Source organism: Campylobacter sp. RM16190, from assembly GCF_012978835.1.
In the GTDB taxonomy this organism is placed as follows: Bacteria; Campylobacterota; Campylobacteria; order Campylobacterales; family Campylobacteraceae; genus Campylobacter_A.
Genome location: NZ_LIWS01000003.1, coordinates 112,690 through 136,879, shown reverse-complemented (window position 1 = coordinate 136,879; position 24,190 = coordinate 112,690). Strand labels below are relative to the sequence as shown.

25 protein-coding genes are annotated in these 24,190 nt (G+C 36.7%); 17 read left to right on the top strand and 8 right to left on the bottom strand.

Annotated elements, in window-relative coordinates:
* Positions 1 to 65 precede the first annotated feature (65 nt).
* Positions 66 to 437, bottom strand: coding sequence for a hypothetical protein (locus CDOM16190_RS04510; protein ID WP_170019062.1), 372 nt, complete (start codon positions 435 to 437; stop codon positions 66 to 68).
* Between the two features lie 220 nt (positions 438 to 657).
* On the opposite strand from CDOM16190_RS04510, the gene CDOM16190_RS04505 reads away from it, so the two are divergent.
* Together CDOM16190_RS04505 and CDOM16190_RS04500 are read left to right on the top strand one after the other, a co-directional pair.
* Positions 658 to 2,124, top strand: coding sequence for an NAD(P)/FAD-dependent oxidoreductase (locus CDOM16190_RS04505; protein WP_170019061.1), 1,467 nt, complete (start codon positions 658 to 660; stop codon positions 2,122 to 2,124).
* A gap of 43 nt (positions 2,125 to 2,167) precedes the next feature.
* Positions 2,168 to 3,388, top strand: a complete 1,221-nt coding sequence (locus tag CDOM16190_RS04500) for a rhodanese-like domain-containing protein (RefSeq protein WP_170019060.1) — start codon at positions 2,168 to 2,170, stop codon at positions 3,386 to 3,388.
* 38 nt (positions 3,389 to 3,426) lie between these two features.
* Here CDOM16190_RS04500 and CDOM16190_RS04495 read toward each other — a convergent pair whose 3' ends face one another.
* From CDOM16190_RS04495 to CDOM16190_RS04475, 5 genes are all read right to left on the bottom strand, one after another.
* Positions 3,427 to 4,395, bottom strand: coding sequence for an ArsA family ATPase (locus CDOM16190_RS04495; RefSeq protein ID WP_170019059.1), 969 nt, complete (start codon positions 4,393 to 4,395; stop codon positions 3,427 to 3,429).
* Positions 4,386 to 4,643 carry a cory-CC-star protein gene (locus CDOM16190_RS04490; RefSeq protein WP_170019058.1) on the bottom strand — a complete coding sequence of 86 codons (258 nt, stop codon included), beginning with the start codon at positions 4,641 to 4,643 and terminating at the stop codon, positions 4,386 to 4,388. Before CDOM16190_RS04490 ends, CDOM16190_RS04495 begins: the two co-directional genes overlap by 10 nt.
* On the bottom strand, positions 4,640 to 6,301 hold the full coding sequence (locus CDOM16190_RS04485; protein ID WP_170019057.1) for a carbon starvation CstA family protein: 1,662 nt from the start codon (positions 6,299 to 6,301) through the stop codon (positions 4,640 to 4,642). Before CDOM16190_RS04485 ends, CDOM16190_RS04490 begins: the two co-directional genes overlap by 4 nt.
* A 223-nt stretch (positions 6,302 to 6,524) precedes the next feature.
* Positions 6,525 to 7,016 carry an ankyrin repeat domain-containing protein gene (locus tag CDOM16190_RS04480; protein ID WP_170019056.1) on the bottom strand — a complete coding sequence of 164 codons (492 nt, stop codon included), beginning with the start codon at positions 7,014 to 7,016 and terminating at the stop codon, positions 6,525 to 6,527.
* 3 nt (positions 7,017 to 7,019) lie between these two features.
* Positions 7,020 to 8,450, bottom strand: coding sequence for a catalase (locus CDOM16190_RS04475; protein WP_170019055.1), 1,431 nt, complete (start codon positions 8,448 to 8,450; stop codon positions 7,020 to 7,022).
* A gap of 383 nt (positions 8,451 to 8,833) precedes the next feature.
* On the opposite strand from CDOM16190_RS04475, the gene CDOM16190_RS04470 reads away from it, so the two are divergent.
* The 9 genes from CDOM16190_RS04470 (at position 8,834) to CDOM16190_RS04430 (ending at position 17,317) form a co-directional block, all read left to right on the top strand.
* On the top strand, positions 8,834 to 10,783 hold the full coding sequence (locus CDOM16190_RS04470) for a BCCT family transporter (protein WP_170019054.1): 1,950 nt from the start codon (positions 8,834 to 8,836) through the stop codon (positions 10,781 to 10,783).
* Positions 10,784 to 10,836: 53 nt separating this feature from the next.
* Positions 10,837 to 12,210, top strand: coding sequence for a sodium-dependent transporter (locus CDOM16190_RS04465; protein WP_170019053.1), 1,374 nt, complete (start codon positions 10,837 to 10,839; stop codon positions 12,208 to 12,210).
* Positions 12,211 to 12,265: 55 nt separating this feature from the next.
* Entirely contained in the window at positions 12,266 to 13,471 is a 1,206-nt protein-coding gene (locus tag CDOM16190_RS04460) for a M48 family metallopeptidase (protein ID WP_169973806.1), read from the top strand.
* Positions 13,458 to 14,279 carry a peptide chain release factor N(5)-glutamine methyltransferase gene (gene prmC / locus CDOM16190_RS04455; protein WP_170000704.1) on the top strand — a complete coding sequence of 274 codons (822 nt, stop codon included), beginning with the start codon at positions 13,458 to 13,460 and terminating at the stop codon, positions 14,277 to 14,279. Before CDOM16190_RS04460 ends, prmC begins: the two co-directional genes overlap by 14 nt.
* Positions 14,280 to 14,288: 9 nt before the next feature.
* The gene (locus tag CDOM16190_RS04450; RefSeq protein ID WP_170019052.1) at positions 14,289 to 14,759 is read left to right on the top strand and encodes a DUF4149 domain-containing protein; all 471 of its coding nucleotides are present in this window, start codon (positions 14,289 to 14,291) and stop codon (positions 14,757 to 14,759) included.
* Positions 14,760 to 14,768: 9 nt separating this feature from the next.
* On the top strand, positions 14,769 to 15,551 hold the full coding sequence (locus CDOM16190_RS04445) for a threonine/serine exporter family protein (protein ID WP_169973813.1): 783 nt from the start codon (positions 14,769 to 14,771) through the stop codon (positions 15,549 to 15,551).
* Entirely contained in the window at positions 15,544 to 16,065 is a 522-nt protein-coding gene (locus CDOM16190_RS04440; RefSeq protein ID WP_170019051.1) for a threonine/serine exporter family protein, read from the top strand. Before CDOM16190_RS04445 ends, CDOM16190_RS04440 begins: the two co-directional genes overlap by 8 nt.
* A gap of 70 nt (positions 16,066 to 16,135) precedes the next feature.
* Positions 16,136 to 16,840, top strand: coding sequence for a hypothetical protein (locus tag CDOM16190_RS04435; protein ID WP_170019050.1), 705 nt, complete (start codon positions 16,136 to 16,138; stop codon positions 16,838 to 16,840).
* Between the two features lie 75 nt (positions 16,841 to 16,915).
* Positions 16,916 to 17,317 (top strand): YbgC/FadM family acyl-CoA thioesterase, encoded by a 402-nt coding sequence (locus CDOM16190_RS04430; RefSeq protein ID WP_170019049.1) that lies wholly within the window; start codon positions 16,916 to 16,918, stop codon positions 17,315 to 17,317.
* On the opposite strand, the gene CDOM16190_RS04425 is transcribed toward CDOM16190_RS04430, so the two are convergent.
* Positions 17,292 to 18,497 carry a hypothetical protein gene (locus CDOM16190_RS04425; protein WP_170019048.1) on the bottom strand — a complete coding sequence of 402 codons (1,206 nt, stop codon included), beginning with the start codon at positions 18,495 to 18,497 and terminating at the stop codon, positions 17,292 to 17,294. The two genes, CDOM16190_RS04430 and CDOM16190_RS04425, sit on opposite strands and share 26 nt — an antisense overlap.
* Positions 18,494 to 19,156 (bottom strand): uracil-DNA glycosylase, encoded by a 663-nt coding sequence (locus CDOM16190_RS04420; protein WP_170019047.1) that lies wholly within the window; start codon positions 19,154 to 19,156, stop codon positions 18,494 to 18,496. The genes CDOM16190_RS04425 and CDOM16190_RS04420 overlap by 4 nt, the downstream gene beginning before the upstream one ends.
* A 175-nt stretch (positions 19,157 to 19,331) precedes the next feature.
* Between CDOM16190_RS04420 and rpmH the strand changes: the two genes are divergently transcribed.
* The 6 genes from rpmH to mnmE are packed head-to-tail and all read left to right on the top strand — an operon-like array spanning position 19,332 to position 24,155.
* Positions 19,332 to 19,466 carry a 50S ribosomal protein L34 gene (gene rpmH / locus CDOM16190_RS04415; RefSeq protein WP_170019046.1) on the top strand — a complete coding sequence of 45 codons (135 nt, stop codon included), beginning with the start codon at positions 19,332 to 19,334 and terminating at the stop codon, positions 19,464 to 19,466.
* On the top strand, positions 19,454 to 19,792 hold the full coding sequence (rnpA, locus tag CDOM16190_RS04410; RefSeq protein ID WP_169974041.1) for a ribonuclease P protein component: 339 nt from the start codon (positions 19,454 to 19,456) through the stop codon (positions 19,790 to 19,792). Before rpmH ends, rnpA begins: the two co-directional genes overlap by 13 nt.
* Positions 19,793 to 19,800: 8 nt before the next feature.
* Positions 19,801 to 20,139 (top strand): membrane protein insertion efficiency factor YidD, encoded by a 339-nt coding sequence (yidD, locus tag CDOM16190_RS04405; RefSeq protein ID WP_170019170.1) that lies wholly within the window; start codon positions 19,801 to 19,803, stop codon positions 20,137 to 20,139.
* Positions 20,139 to 21,698, top strand: coding sequence for a membrane protein insertase YidC (yidC, locus tag CDOM16190_RS04400; RefSeq protein ID WP_170019045.1), 1,560 nt, complete (start codon positions 20,139 to 20,141; stop codon positions 21,696 to 21,698). Before yidD ends, yidC begins: the two co-directional genes overlap by 1 nt.
* Positions 21,698 to 22,837 carry a Jag N-terminal domain-containing protein gene (locus tag CDOM16190_RS04395; RefSeq protein WP_170019044.1) on the top strand — a complete coding sequence of 380 codons (1,140 nt, stop codon included), beginning with the start codon at positions 21,698 to 21,700 and terminating at the stop codon, positions 22,835 to 22,837. Before yidC ends, CDOM16190_RS04395 begins: the two co-directional genes overlap by 1 nt.
* The gene (gene mnmE / locus CDOM16190_RS04390; RefSeq protein ID WP_170019043.1) at positions 22,830 to 24,155 is read left to right on the top strand and encodes a tRNA uridine-5-carboxymethylaminomethyl(34) synthesis GTPase MnmE; all 1,326 of its coding nucleotides are present in this window, start codon (positions 22,830 to 22,832) and stop codon (positions 24,153 to 24,155) included. Before CDOM16190_RS04395 ends, mnmE begins: the two co-directional genes overlap by 8 nt.
* Positions 24,156 to 24,190: the final 35 nt, after the last annotated feature.

The following is a 24,190-nucleotide window of genomic DNA, read 5'->3' as shown; positions in this document are numbered from 1 at the left end:
TTATTGTGTGTATTATAAAGTAATAGGCAGTAAAAGGAGCTTAAATTCGCTCCTTTAAATTTAAATCAGCAAGAAGGAACGTTGCCGCTATCTTTTGCGTAATGGATCACAAAATCGCAGATATCAGGCTGAAATTTCTTAAACTGCGATCCTTGTAAAAACTCTGCTGCGCCTGGATATTTTTGTGAATACTCTTTTATAAGTCCTTCTGCGCCGTTTTCGCAAAGAGCTTTCCACTCGGCTATAGTGTGCTGAGCGGCAAAAGCGTCGCCTTTAATGCCCGTAGCGTCTTTCATAAATTTAAGATATAGCTTTTGTCCGCGCGCATGATCGGCTGAAGCGCTACTTACTGTTAAGCCTAGACTAACTAGTGCGGCAAATGCTATGGATGCAAACTTTGTTAGCATTGAAGCTGATGTTTTTTTGTTTAAGAACATATTTTCTCCTTAAATATATTTTAGTTGTTTATTCTAAGATAAAAACTTAAATTTTTGAGTATGAAATCATATCTTAATATTTGGTAAATAATATGTGACTATATCACATATTAATCAAATAACATAATGATACAATTTTATACTTTCTTAAAATATTAGTGTAATCTAAAATTTTAAAATATAAAAATTTAAAATAAATATTAACTCAAAGGAGCGCTTTATGGACTCAAACAAGATTATTGATGAGGTTCTTGAAGAACTTGAGAAAGAGGGTCATAAGATAAGTCGTCGTGATGCGATGAAACTTATAGCGATATCCCCTGTAGCTGCTGGTGTGTTTGCAAATACGGTAGCCCCTACCAATGCCGAAGCTTCTTCTGCAACAGGTAAAATCGTAATAGTTGGAGGTGGATTGTCGGGAATTGCTACGGCTGCAAAGCTTTGCAAAAAGCTAAAGAATCCAGACGTAACTATTATAGAGCCTAATCCTATTTCGGTATCTTATCAGGCTGGACAGACTCTTATTTCCGCAGGTGTTTATAAGAAAGAAGATATTATATATCAGACAAAAGATTATATACCAAAAGACGCTAAGTGGATACAAAAAGCTGCTAAAAATTTTGATCCGGATAACAATAAAGTAATTTTAGAAGATGGTAGTGAAGTTTCATACGACTATCTTGTTGTGGCTATGGGTGTTACTCTTAATTATGGTGCTATTGAAGGATTGGAAGGCGAGATAACAACTCTGGGCAATAGCGATGTTGTTCGCAAAAAAATAGGTAAAAATGGTGTATATTCTCTTTATTTTGCAGATGGTTCCGTGGATACTTATGAAGGAATCCAGGATATCATAAAAAAAGCTAAAGAAATCAAAGGAGGCGAGAAGCTGCAGCTTATATTTACAGACTCTCCTACAGCCATTAAATGTGGTGGCGCTCCTAAAAAAATAATGTATATCGCTCACGATCTAATCAAAAAAGCTGGAGTTAGAGATAAGGTAGAGATGCTATTTTATACAAATAGCGATAAATTATTTAGCGTTCCAGAATATGCCGAGGCTATTGAAAAACAGTATAAAGAGCGTGATTTTAAGTGGGATTTTAAAACAAGGCTTGTTGCCGTTGATACTGAAAATAGAGTTGCAACTCTTGAGAAGACATGGATGGAAAAAGGCGAGTGGGATAAAGATTTAGAAGAGTATGAGATGATCAAAAAAAGTGAGAGAATCACTAAGAAATTTGATTTCCTACATATAGTACCGCCTCAAAAAGCCCCCGATGCGGTAGGCAAATCTCCACTAGGTTCACCTGCTAGTTGGGTTCCTGCCCATAAAGAGACGCTTCAGCATATAAAATATCCAAATGTATTTGCGATAGGAGATTGCGCTGCCGTTCCTTTAGGAAAGACAGGTGGAAGCGCTAGAAAACAATACCATGTTGTTGTTGATAATTTAATAGCCGTAATGGAGAAAAAAGATAAACTGCCTGCAGCTTATGACGGATACACTGTTTGTCCGTTTATAACAAGCATAGGCACTGTTATGTTTGCGGAATTTGACTGGTCTGGCAAGCCTGCGCCTTCATTCCCGCTTGATCCTACGCAGGAGCGTTGGCTAATGTGGTTACTTAAAGTTTACCTAATGAAACCAATGATATATCACGGAATGCTTCCGGGAAGAATTTAAATAAAGTAAAACATAAAAATATTATTTTAAAAAAGGAGAATATATGCGTTTAAAATTTGTTGGTGCTATTATACTCGGTGCGGCTTTATTATTAACCGGTTGCGCAACTGGCACATCGAGTATGTCATCTTCTGTAGCCGCACAAGCTATAGCGACTAAGCCTACAGAGGCTGTTCAATCTTTAATAAACAAGCATAAGCTTGAAGTAGTTGATTATAAATATACTAGAAGCAAACTAGGTAGCGGTATGAGAGGTGCGACCGAGGCTTTGTTTATAGATGCAAGACCTGACAGGCACTATAACGCTGGAACAATACCTTCTAGTATTCAAATTCACGATACGGACTTTAAAGATCACGTAAAGAGAATAGATGGCACTCCAAAAGATAAAGAGATAATAGTATTTTGCCAAGGCTGGGATTGCGCAAAGAGTCCTAAAGTAGCGGCAATGTTAAAAGAGGCTGGATATAAAAATGTAAAACTATATCAAGCTGGATATCCTGAGTGGTCTAAAAAAGATTATATAGAGGTTGGTACATCTGTAGTTAAAAATGCATTTGATGCTAACGGTGCATTCTTGATAGATGCTAGACCATATGCTAAATTTTTAGCCGAGTCTATACCTGGAGCCATATCTGTAAACGATACAGATATTCCTACTCTTATGGGACGCTTTCCAACTGATAAAAATACACCTATCATAACATTCTGCCAAGGATATGATTGTAAAAAATCTCACGTAGTAGCTCAAAAACTAGTCTCTCTAGGATATACAAAGGTTTCTAACTACTCAGCAGGCCTTCCTGCATGGAAACAAGCGGGACTTAAAACTACTAAAGGTGGAGAAGAGAAGGTTGCTGCAGGCGGAGCTGTAACAAAACTAAGCAAACCGTTTATGGGACCTGTTAAAAAAGGACTAGACGAGGGCTCTGTAGATGGAGCGTGGTTTGTAGAAAACTACAAAAAACTTCCAGCAGGCGTAACAATAGTTGACGTAAGAAGAAGCGAAGAGAGAGCTGCTGGATTTGTACCTGGCTCTTTACATGTATCTATTGAAGAGAATGATACAAAGACATTCTTGTCAAAAATTCCTGATACATATGTGATATTCCACTGCTCAGCAGGCGGACGCTCTCTTGAGGCTTACGGAAAGGCTAAAAAGGGAGGCTTTCAAAAAGGGCTATATATAGATGCAGCTGTAAAATGCAAAGGCAACGAATGTAGCTTTACTCCAAACGAGCCGTTAGATCCAACTGACTGGTAATAAATCTTAGCCGTGCCATATAGGCGCGGCTAATCCTTTTAAAACTCAAAATTTATATTTTTAAGCTCTTTTATACCTCTAAGATCGTTTGAACTTAGCTTTACATGTATCTTTTTTGCATTTGGAAGATTTTTGTTTAGTTGAGATAAAATTTCACTCTGTCTATTAACCCTATTTTGCCAAAACTCACTATTTTGTTCTTGAGGTATTATTTGATTTATAAAAATTCCGCCTACATTAATAGCAAATTTTTTAAGAGTCTCATATGCTCTTAGAGTCTCATAAAGAGGCAGGGTCTCTGGTATCATCACAAGATATATGGATGTTAAATTTTTATCTTGTAAAATCTCATTTGCTTTTAGAAATAGACTCTTTCGTTCTTCTAGTTTTGCTACGGCTTTTTTCCATCTCATCTCTTTACTTGGTGCAAATGGATTAAATTCATATTCTGGTTTATTTTTCCAAAATACTTTTGCTGCGTCCGTCACCTCATCGCGCTTTTTTTGATGCTTCATTAGCCCCTCTGTCCAAGCCGACATTACGCTAGGCATGGCTAGAAGTCTAATGGTATGTCCTGTGGGTGCGGTATCAAAGACTATATGCTCATAATCTTTTCTCTGCACTAAAAGAGAGCAAATTTTTTCTAAAAGTGCAGCTTCTTGGGCTCCCGGAGTCTCTTTTGAAAGCTCTAAATGCTCTTTTATCTTTGGAAACATCTCCGGCTTCGCGTAGCTTTTTAAGGTATCCTCTATGTTTTTAAAATGCTCATTTACTATTTCATCAGGATTAAGCTCAAGAGCGTCTAAATTTGAGCTTACATTTACTATTTTGCTGCTAAGTTTTACATTTAGCGCGTCAGATAGGCTATGAGCCGGATCCGTTGAGATAATTAGTGTTTTTTTACCTAAATTTGCTAGCTTTGAAGCTATGGATGAAGATATGGTGGTTTTTCCTACTCCGCCTTTTCCACCGACAAAGATTATAGGCGTGATAGATTCTAGCAACATCCAAAATGCTCTATTGGAGAGTGTTGCATGCCCATTCTTTTATGCCATGCGTGAAATTCTTCTAATAAAAACGGTAAAAGTTCTATAGTATAGAAACTTGCAGGGTTTTGGACGCCAAGGCTTTCAGCAAAAGCCATAAGCATAAAAAAATCATTTTCTTCTTGATAACTCTTTGTTAGTGCACTTCTGTAAGGGGCTTGATAGTATTCGTCAAGCCCTTCTAAAAAAGATTTTATCTTCTCTATCATTGTTTTACAAATTCCTTCTTGAGGATAGCAAAGCTCTCTAAACACACCATGATAGTAGCTATTAAGATAATACAATCAAGGAAGATTAGTAGCCAATTTCCTTTATTGTAAAAACTTACAAGCTGCAATAGTAGTCCCGCTATTGTAACAAAAAGCAAGAATACTAAAGGTATCAGAGTGTATCTTATAGCGCTTTTTTGTCTCATTACCATAACTGTGATAATTAGCAGAGTAAGTCCTGCCATTAGTTGGTTTGTAGTACCAAATAAAGGCCATATTATCATACCACCTTTGCCGTCAGCTCCACCAGCTCCAAATGCAAGAAGCAGACATGAGCCTACTGCAAAAAGCGTAGCCACATTTCCATTTTTTAATATATTTAGATTATATACCTCTCCCCACTCTTGAAATATATATCTTTGAAGTCTAACTCCGGTATCCATAGTGGTTCCTGCAAATAGAGCAGCCATAACGGTTAGCATAGTAGCCGAGAGTTCAGGACTCAGCCCTATACCCATACTCATAATTTTTCCTCCGCCGTCTATAAATGCTCCTATTCCGCCCTTGCCAAATGCGCTATATACAGCCTCCCACTCAGATAGGCTAGCAAAACCAGCAGTTACTGCAAGGATGGCGGCGAGTGCTAGTAATCCTTCTCCTATGGCTCCGAAGTATCCTACAAATCTAGCATCAGGTTCGCTCTTTATTTGTTTTGCCGTAGTTCCTGTTGAGACTAAGCCATGAAATCCTGAAATCGCACCACAAGCTATAGTTACAAAAAGTAGAGGGAACATAGATGGAGTTCCAGCAGGTAAATTTGAATTAAATGCCGGAGCAACTATATCAGGTGATACTATAACAAAAGATACATAAAGAGCTATAAGCCCCACAAATAGCTGAAGACCGTTTATATAATCTCTTGGTTGAAGTAGCATCCATACAGGAAGCATGGAAGCAACTGCCGCATAGATAAACAAAATCACGATCCAAGCGGCATTGGCATCTAGTCCAAGCACATTGTCTGGTAAAGATACCGGCATACTAGGTCCTATATATATCAGAAAATATAGCGCAATAACACCTACTAAAGAAACCAAAGGCAAATTTAATTTAAATTTGTATATCGCCTGTCCTATAAAAAATGCAACCACCAAAGCACCCCATACCGGAACTACTGCTGATGGAGTTTTTATCATCATACCTGCGATTACAACGGCAAATACGGCATTGACCATAAGTAAAAGTAAGAATATAACTACCATCATAAGGCTTCTAGCACGTTTGCTTAGAATTTGACCTGAAATCGTACCTATTGAGTAGCCTTTATTTCTCACGCTTGCCCAAATTGCACTCATATCATGAACTCCTGCGAAGAACACCGTTCCTAGTATAACCCATAAAAATGCAGGCGCCCAGCCCCAAATAACGGCAATAGCAGGCCCTACAATAGGTGCAGCACCGGCAACAGAGGTAAAGTGATGTCCCCATAATACAAATTTATTCGTAGGAACGTAATCTACCCCATCTTCAAATTCATGTGAAGGGGTTTTGAAATTTGGATCAAGCCTTAGTATCTTTTCGGCTATAAATTTCGAGTATATAAAAAATCCAGCTATAAAGGCTGCAAAGCCTATAAACATCAAGACCAAAGAGTTCATACAATCTCCTTTTGCTTAGAATTTAGAGAGATTATAATTAAAATGATCTTTAAAATTTTATAAAATAGTATTAACTATGTAAAAAGAATATGAAAATTTACTAAAATTACACAATCTTATTATAAATATTATATTTTTATCTAATCTTTAAAAATGTTTTATAATATGGGTTTTTAAGTAAATAAAAATTTAAGAGAGCCGAAGCTCTCTTAAATTTGGAATACTATGAAGCCTTCTTGCTAAAAAGAGATAGCAAATTTGAACTTATCTTAGCTAGCAAACTTGGCTTTTTATTTGCGGCTAGTAGATATTTTGCGACTTCGCTTCTACCAAACATCACGGCAAAGGTATGAGGCGTTGCGCCCATTCCGTTGTTTGCGTTTATGTCCGCACCTGCTTCAACCAGAGCTTTTACTACGTCTAAATATCCCTTAAACGCAGCTCCTGCAAGAGGAGTTTGACCTCTGTCGTTTCGCTCATCTACCTGTGCGCCGTTTGCTATTAGCATTTTTACGGTATTTATGGAGTTATTGTAGCTTGCAAGCATGAGGAGCGTATCGCCTTTAGAGGATTTTAAATTCACATTTAGTCCAGCCTTGATCATCTTTTCAAGCTCGCTTACTTCGTCTTTTCTAGCAAAATCGAGCGCCATGAGGCAAAGTTCGTTATACCTTGCCTCTTCTTCTTTGCTAATCTCTAAATTTCTATCACTCATAACTTATTTCTTAAGTGCGGCTTTAACGCCTGCTGCATAAGCTGGTGAAATTTTCTCAAAATGTCCAAGTGCGCGCTCAACTATGAAGTCGCTTACTCCGCACATACTCTCTGCTATATTGTTAAATAGCTGAGATTTTTGGCAGTCGTTCATTAGGTTAAACAAATCTCTTGGTTGGCTGTAATAATCGCTATCCTCATCTCTGTGGTTATATCTTTTCATCACGCCTTCAAGCTGCATGTCAGGCTCTAGGAAATCAGCGTTTTCTTTAGCACCGCCAAAGCTGTTTGGCTCATAGTAAGCCTTGTCTTCGATCTCGTACATGCCGTTATTCATAGCGCCGCCAACTGTATAAGTACCTATCTCGTTTATAGGTTGATTAACTTTAAGCTGTGCGTAGTGAGTTCCGATTCTGTATCTTTGAGCGTCAGGATAGCTGAAAATTCTAGCTTGAAGCATCTTATCAGGGCTAAAGCTTATGCCAGGAACTATATTTGACGGGCTAAATGCCGCTTGCTCAACCTCGTTGAAGTAGTTTTTAGGGTTTTCATTTAGAGTCATAACACCTACTTCAATCAGTGGAAAATCTTTATGAGACCATGTTTTTGTTAAGTCAAACGGGCTGAAAGGTAGCTTTTTAGCTTGCTCGTCAGTCATTATTTGGATCTTGAAATCCCAGCTTGGGAAATTGCCTTTTTCTATATTTTCATATAAGTCTCTTTGGTGGCTTTCTCTGTCGTTTGCAACGATATCGGCCGCTTCTTTATTGGTTAAATTTTTAATTCCTTGGCGTGATTTGAAGTGGAATTTTACCCAAAATCTCTCGCCGTCTTTGTTGATTAGGCTATAAGTGTGGCTTCCAAATCCGTGCATAGTTCTGTAGCTTGCAGGAATTCCTCTATCGCTCATTAGGATCGTTACTTGGTGAAGCGTTTCAGGGCTTAAGCTCCAAAAATCCCATGCTGCTTCGTTTGAGCGTAGGTGTGTGCGAGGATCTCTCTTTTGAGAGTGGATGAAATCAGGGAATTTGTAAGCATCTCTTAAGAAAAATATAGGTGTGTTGTTTCCTACTAAGTCCCAGTTGCCTTCTTTTGTATAAAATTTGATCGCAAATCCTCTTACGTCGCGCTCTGCATCAGCAGCTCCGGCTTCGCCTGCAACTGTCGAAAAGCGTAAAAATAGCTTTGTTTTCTCGCCTTTTTGAAGAACTTTAGCTTTTGTATATTTAGATATGTCGTTAGTTATCTCAAGTACGCCGTATGCACCGCTACCTTTAGCGTGAACCGTTCTTTCAGGGATTCTCTCTCTGTTTTGGTGAGCAAGTTTTTCGATTAGTTGATAATCTTGCATCATAACGCCGCCACGAGCACCTGCAGTTAGCGAGTTTTGGTTGTCGGCGATTGGATTGCCCGAAGTAGTTGTTAGTTGTCTCATAATTTTTTCCTTTTAATAAAATTTATTATTTCGGAATTATACTTATTTAAAATAAAATATTTCTTAAATAATAAAAAATATTGATTAGAATTTTAAAAATTTCAAATTTTACAAATCTAAGGATTGAAATTTAAAGCCGCTAAATTTAATTTATATCCCAAAAATAGAGCCTAAAAGCAAAATTTGGAAATTTATACAAATTCAAATTTGCATTGCTTCTAAAAATACTTTATAAAACTCTTTATCAAAATTTAGCGGAATGAAATTTGGCTGTTACTTTCCCTAAATTTAAGGATTTAATACGCTTTACATTTATAATTTATTTGACTTATTTACAAAATTCAAGTAAGTTAAAAGCAAGCTTAAAATAAACAAGGAGATTTATGACCTTTATAAAAAACTCGAAATTTAACACATCCGTATTTTATCCATCGGTATTTATCATATTTATGATTGCTATTTTTTCTGTTGTTTTTCCTGAGGGATCAAGCGAATTTTTTAAATCCATGCAGGATTTCATCACTATCAAATTCGGTTGGTTTTATGTGCTTGCTATCGCCATTATCGTGCTTTGTGTTATTATGCTTGGATTTAGCAAATTTGGAGATATAAAACTAGGAGCCGATCACTCAAAGCCCGAATATGCGAATTTATCTTGGTTTGGCATGCTCTTTGCTGCAGGTATGGGTATAGGGCTTGTGTTTTTTGGCGTTAGCGAGCCGCTTATGCACTATCTTAACCCACCAGTCGGAGAGCCTAAAAGCATGGAGGCTGCCAAGCTTGCTATGAATATCACTTTCTTTCACTGGGGTGTGGGTGCTTGGGCTACTTATGCCATCGTCGCGCTTATACTTGCATTTTTTGCGTATAGACACAATCTGCCTCTTACTCTTAGATCGGCTTTTTATCCGCTTATAGGCGAGCGAATTTACGGCAAAATCGGAGATGTGATAGACGTTTTTGCAGTGGTTGCGACACTTTTTGGAGTGGCTACCTCTCTTGGATATGGAGTCGTGCAGGTAAATGCAGGACTTACTCACGTATTTGGAGCTCCTAGTATGCATATAACTTTGCTTGTTATATTGTGTCTGCTAGCTACAGTTTCAGCCGCAAGCGGAGTGGATAAGGGTATAAAAATTCTTTCAAATTCAAACATCATTATGGCTATTATATTTATGCTTTTTATATTGTTTTTAGGAAATACCACCGATCTTCTTCAAAGGCTCGTGCAAAATAGCGGCAACTACGTATCCACGCTTATCTCAAATACCTTTAACCTCTACGCGTATCAAAAAGCAAACAGCTCTTGGCTTGGCGGTTGGACGCTTCTTTACTGGGCATGGTGGCTCTCTTGGTCGCCTTTTGTAGGGCTTTTTATCGCTAGGATTTCAAAGGGCAGAACGATAAGAGAGTTTGTCGTAGGAGCACTTTTGGTGCCTACGGGATTTACCTTTATGTGGATGACTTTCTTTGGAAACAGCGCTATAACTCTTGTTCAAAACGGATTTAGCGAGCTCGCCGAAGCTGCAAATTCAAACACCGCATCGGCTCTTTTTATGTTTTTAGATAGCTTTAAATTTTCAAGTCTGCTTGGCACTATAGCCGTGATTATGATCGCGATATTTTTCATTACTTCGGCTGACTCTGCGGCGATGATTATGAATATGCTTTGTTCAAACGGCAAAGACAACACTCCTCTTTGGCAGAAAATTTTCTGGGGAGCGGCGATTGGCGTTGTGTCTTGTTTTCTTATGCTTGGTGGAGGACTAGCTTCGCTTCAAGCTATGACTATAGCTTCCGCACTTCCTTTTACTATTGCGCTTTTAGTAGCTATTTACGGGCTTTTTCAGGCTCTTAGGGTAGATCTTATAAAAAAACAAAGTAGAAATTTAGCCAACATGCCCGTTTCTGAGATGTCTAAAACTTGGCAAGAGAGGTTAAAAACGATCATATCGCTACCAAACAAGAAAAACGCGGACAAATTTATAAGCGAGGTTATCGAAAAAGTCTTTGAAGAAGTTAGGGTCGAATTTGAACAAAACGGGCTGAAAGCTAAAATTTCAAAGGACGAAAAGCGAAATTTTATAAATTTGATCGTAGGGCTTGGCGATGAGATGGACTTTAGCTACGGAGTAAAGCTGGTTAGAATGGAAAGCCATGATTACACCAGAGCTCTTGAAGGGGATGATTTGTATTACAGAGCCGAAGTGTTTTTAAAAGAGGGCGGACAAGACTATGATATACTCGGCTGGAGCGAGGCTACTATCATAAACGATATCGTCGAGCAGTACCGCAAACACATGCAGTTTTTGCATACCATTAGAGGCGTGTAGGCTTAAATTTAAGTAAATTTTTATATAATCACCCTTTTTTTGAAGGATGATTTATGAAAAGAGGATCTTGGAGTTCAAGACTTACTTATATACTTGCTATTGCGGGCGCTACGGTCGGTTTTGGCGCGACTTGGCGGTTTCCTTATCTGGTCGGTCAAAACGGAGGCGGGGCGTATGTGCTTACCTTTTGTATAGCTATGATCGTCATAGGAATTCCGATGATCTTAGTTGAAAACGCTATCGGAAGGCGCCTTAAAGTAAATGTCATAGACTCTTTTAGCGGTGTTGTAAACAGTAAAAAGATAGCCAAAATTTGGCGATTGGCAGGCTATATGAGCTTGGCGGGAGCCTTTGGGATAATGGCTTATTATATGGTTATAGGCGGCTGGGTGCTAAATTATATAGCGCAAATTTTATTTGGGTCGCTTGATCTTGCAAAAGTTGTTGATTTTGCCACGACAAGTGCGTTTTATGAGCAAAATATCGTAAATAATCCTTTTGCAGTCGGCTTTGCTACCTTGGTTTTTGTTATGGTAAATTACATCATCTTAACTCAAGGCGCGGTTGAAGGGATCGAAAAGGCGGCTAAGTATCTCATGCCGATACTCTTTTTGCTTATGATTACAATGGTGGTTAAAAACATAACTCTTGAAGGAGCTATGGAAGGGACTAAATTTTATCTCACGCCTGATTTTTCAAAGATCAGCATGAAGCTTTTTATAGATGTACTTGGGCAGGTGTTTTTTGCGCTTTCGCTTGGATTTGGCGTGATGATAACGCTTTCTAGCTTTGTTAAAAAAGACGAGGCGCTGGTTAAAATTTCGGTTATAACTGGAATTTTAAACACCGTTATAGCCGTGCTTGCGGGCTTTATGATATTTCCTTCGCTTTTTAGCTTCGGAGTAACGCCTGATAGCGGGCCAAGCCTTGTGTTTAAAAGCCTTCCGATAGTATTTTCGCACATGCCGTTTGGAGGCGTTTTTGCGGTTACGTTTTTTACATTGCTTATGATAGCGGCTCTTACTACTTCGCTTCCTATTTATGAAGTGCTTATAACCACACTTCAAGAAAAGATGAAAATAGATCGCAAAAAAGCGATTTTGATAGTGCTAGCGGCTATTTTTGTGCTTGGAAATTTACCTTCTTTAATGGCTACGAATTTGCTAAGCGAAGTAAAAATTTTCGGTAAAAATATCTTTGATGCTTATGACGCCATAAGTGCGACGATATTTTTCGTGCTTACGTCTTTACTTTGTGCGATATTTGTCGGCTGGGTTTTAAAGGATGAGGCGAAGGCTGAAATTTTACAAGGAAGCGAAAATCACAAAAAGATAATCAACTTATGGTTTTTGTATGTAAAATATATAATTCCGTTTGTGATTTTGATCGTTTTTGCAAGCAGTTTTTACGACAATTTTTTGAAATGATTTACTAAATTTTGATAGTATTTTGCAAAATTTATAATTTATAATAAGGAAATAGATGTTTAATCTTTTAATAACTATATTTTTTATATACACTTTGGTTAAAATTTATCTGGCGTTTTTGCAGATAAATTTTATAGCTAAAGAGAGTAAGGCTAAAGCTGTCGTGCTTAGCGAGGAAGAGTATAAAAGTGCGGCTAAAATAGCTATCGCAAACCAAAAATTTCAGATAGCAAGCCTTGTTTATCATTTGGGTATATTTATGATCTGGGCGTTTTGGGGGCTTAAATTTTTAGCAGATATCACGCTTAAAGGTGGCTCTGTAAGCGAAAATATCATCTTTGTGATGAGCTTTATAATCATATCCTCTATTCTTGAGTTGCCGTTTGGCGTATATGAAACCTTTGTCAAGGATAAAAAGCACGGATTTTCAAACACGACTCCAAAAATTTTTATAATGGATACTTTAAAAGCTCTTGCCTTAACTCTTGTTTTCGGCTCGCTTTTTGTCTGGCTTATCTTGCTTTGTATCGATTTTTTGGGCGAGCTTTGGTGGTTATGGGCTTTTTCTCTTAGCTTTGTGATAGTTTTAATGATAAATTTGATCTATCCGACTATAATCGCGCCTCTTTTTAACAAGATGCAACCTCTTGAAGAAGGTGAGCTTAAAAGCTCTATAGAAGGACTGCTTGATAGTTGCGGATTTAAAAGTAGCGGTGTATTTAGTATGGACGCAAGCAAGCGAGATAACAGGCTAAATGCTTACTTTGGCGGACTTGGAGCGACAAAGCGCGTGGTGCTTTTTGACACGCTTATAAAAAAGCTTAGCCTAGATGAGATAATCGCCGTTTTGGGTCATGAACTAGGACACTTTAAGCATAAGGATCTATTTAAGATGATAGCTCTTAGTGCCGTGATGCTGCTTGCGATGTTTGCGCTGTTTGGAAATATCCCTGCGTCTGCATATAACGCGCTTGGGCTTGAGAAAGAGGGCGGAGCGATAATCGTATTTATACTTCTTTTCTCGCCGATTTTTAGCTTCGTTTTTAGCCCGGTTATCTCGGCAGTAAGCAGAAAGAACGAGTTTGGCGCGGATAAATTCGGTGCAAGCGTAAAGAGTAAAGATGACATGATAAGTGCGCTTAAGAAGCTGGCTAGTGAAAATAGGGCGTTTCCTAAAGCGCATCCTGCTTATGCTTTTATCTATCACTCGCATCCTAGCCTTTATGAGCGTATAAATGAGCTAAAAAATGAGAATAGATGAGGCGCTAAAAGAGGCGAGCGCTCAAATTTCATCTTTATGTGATAATCCCGCAAGAGTTGCTAAAATCCTGCTTATGCATCATCTTGGTGTGAGCATAGAGTGGGTGTTTTTAAATTTAAGCAAAGAGCTTCAGGATAAGGATGAGTATTTTGCCCTTATTGATAGGTTTGCCTCTTGCGAGCCGCTTGAGTATATAACGGGCAAAGCAGGCTTTTACGGACTTGAATTTTTAGTTGAAAATGGAGTTTTAATCCCTCGTCCCGAGACTGAAATCTTGGTTGAAAAATCGCTTGAAATTTTACGCGAATTTAACGCTCCAAAAGTTTGCGAGATAGGCGTTGGAAGCGGGATTGTAAGTGTATGCTTGGCACTTAATTCAAACGCCTTGATAACGGCGACCGATATAAACGAAAAAGCTTTAAAGCTAGCGCATAAAAATGCCGTTAAATTCGGTGTAGAAAAGCGCATAAATTTTATTCATTGCGCCTATATGGACGAGGCTTGTGGCGAATTTGATCTAGTCGTTTCAAATCCGCCTTATATAGCAGACGGCTATAAGCTTAGCAAATTCGTGCTAAATGAGCCGCATGAGGCGCTATTTGGCGGTAAAAACGGCGATGAAATTTTAAAAAACATCATCTTGCAAGCAAGAAACCGTAATATAAAAAATCTCGTTTGCGAGATGGGTTACGATCAAAAAGAAAGTATGGCAAAAGCCCTTGAGATAAACCGATTTGAGGCTAAATTTTATAAGGATTTGGCGGGTTTTGACAGGGGATTTGTCGCCAAATTTAAATATCAAATTTAAAGGAAAAATATGAAAGGTTTATATCTTTTGCTTTTAGCGGCTCTAATCGGCATAGAAATCTCAATAGGAGCTTTTATCGCGCCTACACTTTTTTATCCGCAGAGTATCATAGGAGATGGCGTTTTGACACATTTTCAAAGCGGACTTTTGATGACAAATATATTTGTAAAATTTAACTACGTTTTAATCGTGGTTGCGATTTTGGCACTTGTTTACGAGCTTTTTATGCTTAGAAGCGACGTTAAGTTTGCTCTAAAATTCAGCTCTTTTATGCTCGCGCTTATAAATTTTGCTCTAGCTACATCTTTTGTCTTTTATTTTACCCCTTACGTGCTAAACGCGCAGGCTTTGGGTGAAGCAGGAACCACGACGCCTGAGTTTTTTCAGATGCATAAGGCAAGCGAGCTTGTGATGAAAGTGATGATGGTTGCTCAGCTTTTGCTCTTTTTTATCAAATTTCCACGTGCAAAAGAGGCTTAAGGCAAATTTATGCAAGAAAAGCCCGATATCCAAGAGGTGACCGATTTTTTGATCGACTACGCGGCAAAGATGCTAAGCATAGGCACTTACACGGCTCGCATAGATCGCTGCGTAAGCAGGATAGCGCGCGCTTACGGATACGACGTGAGCCTTACTATCTTTGTAAAGCACTTTACTATAAGCGTGATGGATCCAAATGATAATTCTATCCGCCGAACATACGTAAAATCAAGTGCTACAATGCCTATCAGCTTTAACCTCATATCCGAGCTGAGCGCTCTTAGCTGGCAAATTTATGACGAGCAAATTTCGCTTAAAAGAGCAAGAAGCTTTTTTAATGAGATCATAAGCCACACTAAGCGAAATTTCGGCGTATCACTTATCTTGATGAGTTTTGCAAATTCGGCTTTTTGCAAGCTCTTTGGTGGAGATATAGGCTCGATGGCAAGTGTTTTTGTGGCTACTTTTATCGGATTTTATCTAAGACATCTGTTTAGTAAATTTGGCATAAATTTAAAAATTCAATACATAATAGTCTCTTTTATCTCGTCTTTTATCGCTTATCTTGGAGTTTATCTTGGAGTTTCAAATACGCCTGACGTGGCGATTGGATCGAGCATTTTGTTTTTGATGCCGGGCGTTTTGCTTATAAATTCGGTATTTGACATACTTAACGAAAACACGCTCGTTGGCATTAGTAGAGGGCTAAACACCGGACTTTTGATAATCTGTATCGCAATAGGCGTTTATATGACGATTGCCATTTCAAATATAGAGCTTTTAAATGTTTGATCTCATTTTTTTAACTCTTACGGATGCGTTCTTTGCGGCGATTGCCGGGCTTGGCTTTGCTTATGCAAGCTCTCCTCCGAAGCGAACTTTGATCTACTCCGCGACACTTGCCGCACTTGCTCATGCAAGTAGGTTTATGATGCTAAAGAGCGAAATTTTTTCTATCTCAATTGCGACTCTTTTTGCCTCTTTTTTGGTTGGAATTTTAGGGATATTTTTTGCACGCAAATTAAAAGTGCCTGCCGAGATCATAGCTTTTCCCGCGCTTTTACCGATGGTGCCGGGAATTTACGCTTACAAGAGTATTTTGGCTCTGTTTTCTTTTACTAATAGCAGTGAAGTTTCCCAAAAGATCACTTACCTAATGCTCTTTTTTGATAATGCGCTAACCACCGTTGCGGTTTCTCTTGCGCTTGGAGTGGGCGTTTCTGTGACGCTTTTGATCTTTTATGAGCAATCTTTAATGGTAACGCGTGGCGCAAGGTGCGATCTAAAAATTAAAAAAAATACTTAGTATAAATATTAATTTGAAATTTATTATCTGTTAATATAATTATATAAATTTTAAGCTCAAGGGGATGAAAATGCAAGGTAAAATTTTAGATGTCGGAATTATATCTGCAAAAGATGGCGTTAGATATCGATTTGATGTCGAAGATGTTAAGAATTTAAACAATAAACCTATTGATTCTTTAATAGGTGCAGAAGTTGATTTTGAAATAGTTGACGGTTTTGCAAAAGAGATATATATCACAAAAACTCAATTTAGTCTTGATGTGTTAAAGCAAGATGATATAAAATCTATAAAATTAAAGGTTTATATAAGCATAGCCACGGGCATCTTATCCTCAGTTCCTACAATAGGTTTTATGTTTAGTATTGTTTCTATAGTAGCTATGGTGTTTGCTTTGATTTCTATCAAAAAAGTTACAGGAAGCAATACAATACTTAAAAATTATATTTTGATGAGTGTATGTTTGTTGGCGGGTTATATGATTGTTATTTTTGCTATTATTCCTGCTATAGCTTTTGGAGTTAATGGAAGCAGTATAGGATTTATACCGATAGCTATTGGCTTAGTTTTATTTGTATATGGCTTTATAGTGGGAATTAAATACTATAAAGAGCTTACTAAACTAAGCGGAGATCCGTTTTTTATATATAGTTTTTGGCTCTTGGTTGCAGGATATTTAACTTTGGTCTTTGGCATAGGATATTTGTTTATTTTGGCTTCTTTCGTGCTCCAACTGATAGCATGGGTAAGATTAAAAGAGCTTAAATCTTATTAATTTTTTTATGGTTTAAAATTAAGTTCTATTATTTATGAAGACTATTAAATATCTAGAATTTTCTAAAGGCAATACATGAAATTTAGAATTTACTACGAAGATACCGACGCGGCAGGCATAGTCTATCACGCTAACTACATCAAATTTTGCGAAAGAGCAAGGAGCGAGGCGTTTTTTAACTCCGATTTAGAGCCGTTTAGTAAGGATGGCTATTTCGTAGTAAGTGAAATTCACGCCAAATTTAAAAAGCCCGCGACACTTGGTGATATGATTGAGGTTAGAAGCAAAGCCGTGCAGGTTAAAAAAGTTTCTATTGTTATTAATCAGCAAATTTATAAAGTCGGAAATTTAAAGAGCAAGTGCGAGCCTGAACTGCTCTTTGAAGCCGATGTGACAGTAGCTTTTATGAACGAAAAGGGCATGGCGAAGATGAGCGAGCAGATGCTTGAGTTTATCTCGTCGCGTCTGCTTGAATAAAGCTTGATTCGCCTGCTTTTAAAATTTTTGTATTGTAAATCACTTGAGAATTTTCTATTCGCTCGCTAAATAGCTTTTGTGCGTTTTGATTTAAGTAGGCGGTATAGATGTAGTCCATTCCTACGCTTGTGGAGTAGCCGACCCAGTTAAAGTTGATATCTTGTCCTAAAATTTTATTATTTGAATCAAGGCTACTATCTACGGCGGAGAGAGAATTTGCTATATAAATTAATTCTCTATCCTGCGGTTGGGTTAGTTTAAATATGCTTGGAGTATAGTTTATCTGCGTGCTTAATAGATTGGTTGCATTTATATCATATACTCTAAGTTGCGAGCTTAATAGCGATGTTTTTAAAATAGGAATATTTAAAAATATTGAAGCTTCGTTTATCTTGCTGTTTCTATCTACGAAATTTTTAAGATCGGTTTGATTTCCTATTTCGTTTTGATATACAAGACCTCCACTAAGCTCTTCTGAGTATTTATTTAATGTGCTTCCTAATAGGCTACCGTCCGAAAATGCAGCATTTTTGCCATTTGAAAAATCCAAAAGTCTTGCAATCTGCTCTTTGTAATCAATCCCGCCAAATATCAAATTTACTTTTAAATTAGGCAGAGTTGAAGAGTGGAGTGTAGGTATATAAGCGAGCATAGAATCTTCTAACAGATTATTTAGATGCGCTACTCCAACTTGAGTAAATGGAGTTATCAGATAGCTTATGTTTTCAGCTTTGGCTCTTGTTAAGGCATCGCTTATACTATCCGTAGATTCGTTACCGATGTTGTAAAATTTAATATCTATATTCGCATTTTGTCTTATCATGTATGCGATAGCAGAATTTGATACTACTGCGGCGTAGCTTTTGATACTATCTTGGGGTATTATAATAGCGATTTTAAACTCTGCATTAGCGCTTGGTATAAATACTTTCTCGGTTGATATCTCTCCTTTGATAGTTCTAAAAGCTTGAATAACTTCTGCATTGTCACTTCTTTCATATCTTGCCAAAAAGCTATGCAAAAGACCATCTTTAATTAAATTTAAAAGACATACATCATCGCATTTAAATGGTTCTAAATTTATGTAAATTTCATATGCCGGCGGAATATCTGAAAGCTTATCGCTTCTGGCAAAAAGTGAAATTTGTATAATTAAAAAAACCAAAAGAATTTTTTTCATAATAACCCTTTTATTCTATTTAAATCATCTATCAAGGCCTGCTCTTTGCTTGGATTTTTTAGCACCCATGCTGGCGAATAAGTGGCCATAAGATAGGAATTTTTAAATCTTAAAACATTTCCTCTGATGGATTCAAAGCTATTTGTTCGCTCCAAATTATTGATTAAATTTAAAAATACGTTTTCGCCAAGAGCGACTATAATCTTTGGTGAAATTATATCTATTTGAGACATTAAATATGGCTTACAAAGTTCGTAGCTAAGATTTATGGCTAAGTTGTTTTGGTGAATTTTACACTTTATTATGCTTGTCATGTAAAATTCATGCCTGTTAAAGCCTAAAATTTCATATATTAATTTGCAAAATTTCTCTCCAATAGAGCCTTCTAAAAACTTTCCGCTTATATCCTCACTAACGCTTGGCGCTTCGCTTATAAACATTATCTTGGAATCCAATCTTCCACTTCCCACTAAAGCGTTATTTCTGCTCTTGCAAAGCTCGCATAAGTTACAGTTTTTAATCTGCTCTTCAAGCTCTTTTATATCGTTTGAAACATTATTTTTTATATGTAATCCAAAAGATGGATTTATATATCTATACCCAAATGCCTTTAGATAGTGAAGTTGTCTTAAAATTTCAATTTCGTTTGCATAAATCATTAAAAAATATTATCAAATTGCCAGTTAAAACTAAATAAAATTTTTAAAAGCCTATTTTAGAAAATTTTTATTTTGATTATCTCTTATGAGCTTTATAAATTTTATTCAATGGATTTTAAGTAATTTGTTGTTAAAATCACGACTTTATCATAAAATTTAACAAAAGGAAAAAGTTATGAAAAGGACTTATCAGCCTCATAAAACGCCTAAAAAACGCACTCATGGTTTTCGCCAAAGAATGAAAACAAAAAATGGACGTAAGGTTATAAACGCAAGACGTGCAAAAGGTAGAAGAAGATTGGCGGCTTAAGTAAATTTGGTTCCATAAGCGAATCAAAGGAATTTTTGACGGTTTATAAAGAGGCGAACAAGTGGTATTGCGACTGTTGTACCATATTTTATAAACCTTCAAACGAGCCTAAACTAGCTATAGTAGCTAGCAAAAAAGTTGGTAAAGCTGTGGTTCGTAATCGTTGTAAAAGGCTATTGCGAGCAGTTTTTAATCAAATTCATAATGAGCTTGAAGACGGTGTTTATGTGGTTATTGTTAAGGCGGGACTTGAGCAGATCCCTTATTTAAAGATTCAGAAAAATATATCTTGGGCTTTAAAAAAGCTTGGATGCTTAAAGCAATAAAAATAACGATGAGAGAGGCAATGATATCTTTAATCAAATTTTATCAGCGTTATATTTCTAAATTTACCCCAAAGTCATGTCGATACTATCCCACATGCTCCGAATATGCCATCTGGCAGTTTCAAAACAATAAATTTTTTTTAGCTTTTTTAGCTACTATTATTAGAATTCTTCGTTGCAATCAGCTATTTAAAGGTGGTATAGATTACCCTGTTATTTATAAAAAATTTAGCTCTTTTTTAATTTTTTACCAAAACGTTAGACCTAATATAAATTTTTGGTTTATCCCATATAAAGAGAATAAATTTTATGTTATAAAAGTCTTAGATTCGTTAAAGGAAAAATAGTGTTAGATAAACTATCTGTTCAAAAGAGAGTTATTTTGGCTACGGTCATCTCTTTTATTTTTTTTATAGTATATGATTATTTTTTTATCCCTAAAAATTTGCCAATAGATCAAAATAGAACAGTGAGTGTTCAAGAAACACAAGCCAAACAAGCACCTGCTACAACTTCAAATTCTACTGCTTCTGTGCCTGATATTAGCGAAAGTCAAACCAAAACAATAGCTACTATCAAAGGCGCTTATTTTGAAGCGCAAATTGATAATTTAGGCAGAATTTCAAAATTTTATTTAAATGAAGATAAATATAAAAATGAAGATGGAAGCAGGATAGAGCTAACTTCTAAAACCCTTCTTCCGCTTGAAATTAGATTTAGCGATACAAATTTAAATGAGCAGGCGTTTAAAACAGACTATGTAAGCAATCTTAGTCAGATAGACGTTACGAACTCAAAGCAAACTTTGGTTTTAGCTCAAAATTTAAATGGATCCAAAGTAGTTAAGAACATTACTTTCTATCCTAGCGGTAACTATGATTTGGAGGTTTTGGTTAGCAACGGAGAATACTTTATAACTCCTGGATTTAGACCAAGTGTGGTTGTGGATAATTATACTGTTCATGGAGCACTTATACGTCATGCGGATGAGAAGTTAACTATACTAGAAGATGGTGACTTGGAGGGTACTGAAAAATTTGATGATGTGAATATAGCGGCCGATAGCGATAGATACTATACTACTTTATTTTATTCTTTCGATAAGCCTTTAAATGTAGTGATGTCTAAAGATACCGCCGATAATGCTATAGTTTTTATTAAAAATACAGGAGATTTTAAGACTAGTGGATATATAGGTGCTAAAGATCATAAGACATTGGAGTCTATAGACGCCAGATTAACAGATGTCATAGAGTATGGATGGTTTACATTTATAGCTAAGCCTATGTTTGGGTTTTTAAATTTACTTTATGGATATATAGGCAACTGGGGTTGGGCGATAGTAGTGCTTACATTGATTATAAGACTTGTGCTATTCCCTCTTACATACAAGGGAATGCTATCTATGAATAAGCTTAAAGAGCTTTCTCCAAAAATTAAGGAGCTTCAGACTAAGTATAAAGGAGATCCGCAAAAGCTAAACGCTCATATGATGGAGCTTTATAAAAAACACGGTGCGAATCCTATGGGAGGTTGCTTGCCTATAATTATGCAGATTCCGATATTTTTCGCAATTTATAGGGTTTTATTAAACGCTATAGAGCTAAAAGCTGCTCCATGGATACTTTGGATACAAGATTTAGCTGTTATGGATCCATATTTTGTTCTACCTATACTTATGGGTCTTACGATGTTTTTACAGCAAAAGCTTACGCCTACGACATTTACAGATCCTATGCAAGAGAAGATTATGAAATTCCTGCCTTTGATTTTTACATTCTTCTTTGTGACATTCCCTGCGGGACTTACTCTTTATTGGTTCATAAATAACGTTTGTTCGGTTATTCAACAAATTTTTGTAAACAAGCTCTTTGAAAAACACAAAAAAGTGGAGGTAAAAGCATAATGCGTATAGAGGCTAATAATCTACAAGAGGCCTTTCAGAAGGCTGCCGCTGAGCTTAATTGCTCTGTTACTGAGCTTGATATTAAGATTATTCAAAATCCAAGCTCTGGATTTTTGGGCTTTTTTAAAAAAACGGCAATAATAGAGGCTTATAGAGAAAATAAAGAGAAAAAAGACAAAGAGGGTTCAAAAAACAGCTCCAAATTCGAAAAAAAACATAAAAAAGATAGAGTCGAGAATAAAGAACATAGCTCTGAAAATTGCAGTGAGCATGTTGAAAATAAAAAAGATAGCAAAAATTCTCAAAAATCTGAAAGATCAAACGATAAAAAACGCAATAGAAACAAAAAAAGAAATCATGAAAACAGGGATGAAAAACAGACCTTAAACGGAAATTCCGCAAAAGCGGATAAAAAAGAAGAGGCTTCAAAAACCACATCTGCTAATATTTCCGATAATGCTTTTAAATTTGATGAATCTGAGCAAACTCATTTATATGTAGAGCCTAGTCAAGAAGTCGAGCAAAAGCCAAAAGCGAATAAAGAGAGTTGTAAAAATATTCTTGATAATTCGATCATTGATACCTTTAATAAAAGTGACTTCGATGATAAATTTGATGATAAAGAAGATAAAACTAGCGAAAATAAGGCAAAAGAGCAAAAGCCAAAAGCCGATATAGAGAAAGTTTTACCTGAGATAAGAGAAAATTTGACAAATCTTTTAAACGCTAGTTGCTTTAAAATAGATAGGATAGAGGTTAGTAAATTTAATGACGAGACTATACTGATAGAGCTTGACGGTGAGGATGCAGCACTTCTTATAGGCAAGGAAGGATATAGATATAAGGCGATTTCATACCTTATCTATAACTGGATAGGGTCTAAATATAATATTTCAGTTCGTCTTGAGATAGCTGAGTTCTTAAAAAATCAAGAGGCGTCCATGGATGAGTATTTAAAAGGCATAATAGAGAGGGTTAACTCATCTAAAAAAGCCAAAACTAAGCCACTTGATGGAATTTTAGTCAAAATCGCACTGGAAAAACTACGCGAGCAATTTCCAGATAAATATGTAGGTATAAAAAGCGATGGAGATAAGCAATTCGTAGTAGTTAATGATTTTGTAAAAAAGCATGAATGATACAATCGCAGCCATCGCCACAGCTCACGGAGTTGGCTCTATATGCATAGTTAGGCTAAGCGGCGAAAATGCCCTTAGTCTAGCTCTTAAACTTACCAAACTTCAAACGTTAAAACCAAGATTTGCAACTTTAGCTAAAATTTACTCAGACGATGAATTTATAGACGAAGGCATAATTTTATACTTTAAAGCGCCTGCTAGCTTTACCGGAGAAGATGTGGTTGAGTTTCAGACTCACGGCGGATTTATGGTGGCAAATTTGATCCTTTCTAGGCTCATAAATTTAGGAGTTAGACTTGCGCAGCCGGGTGAATTTAGCAAGCGTGCGTTTTTAAACGGCAAGATGGACTTAAGTAAAGCCGAAAGCATACAAAATTTAATCAATGCAAGAAGCGAAAGTGCCGCTAAAATCATAGCTAGAGCTATGAAAGGCGATCTCGGTAAATTTGTAGATGAGATTAGAAGCGAGCTTGTTAAGACGCTTGCTTTTGTCGAGACTAGCATTGATTATGCAGATGATGATTTGCCTGAAAATTTGATGAGCGATATCAAAAGCATGCTTATGCTAAATCATCAAAAGCTTGATAAAATCGTATCTATAAGCAAAAGTCGCAAAGGGCTTATCGAAGGCTTTAAAGTAGCGATAGTTGGCAAACCAAATGTCGGCAAAAGCTCGATTTTAAACTCTCTTTTAAACTACGAGCGAGCGATCATAAGTGATGAGGCCGGCACTACTCGCGACCGCATAGAAGAAAGCCTAAGCATAGGCACTCACTTGGTTCGCATTATAGACACTGCAGGCATTAGAAAAAATGCAGGCAAGATCGAGCAGATCGGTATAACGCACTCTTTAAAGGCTATTGAAGAAGCCGATATAGTTTTAGCCGTGTTTGATGCATCAAATGAAGCTGATGAGCAGGATTTTGAGATACTAAATTTGCTTAGAGAGTCTCAAAAAAAGATATTTTACATACTTAACAAATGTGATTTAGAGCTTAAATTTCAAACTTCAAAGCTTAGCGATCCTCTTAAAATTTCGGCAAAAAATAGTGCTGAAGAGATAGTTAAAAGGCTTGAAATATATCTTGACAGCCAAGAGGTAAATGAAATTTTGCTTAATTCAAAACGTCAAATTCAATGCTGCAAAAACACAAGCGAGGCGATAAAAAGAGCTTTAAATTTGCTCAGTGAAAGCGAGCTTGAACTGTTTGCTTATGAGATAAACTCGGCGATCGCATCTATCTCGTCCATCACAAAGCCGTTTGAGAGAGCCGAGATACTTGATGAGATGTTTAGTAGTTTTTGCCTTGGAAAATAAATTTAAAAAAACTTGCACCAAAACTAGAGCAAAAA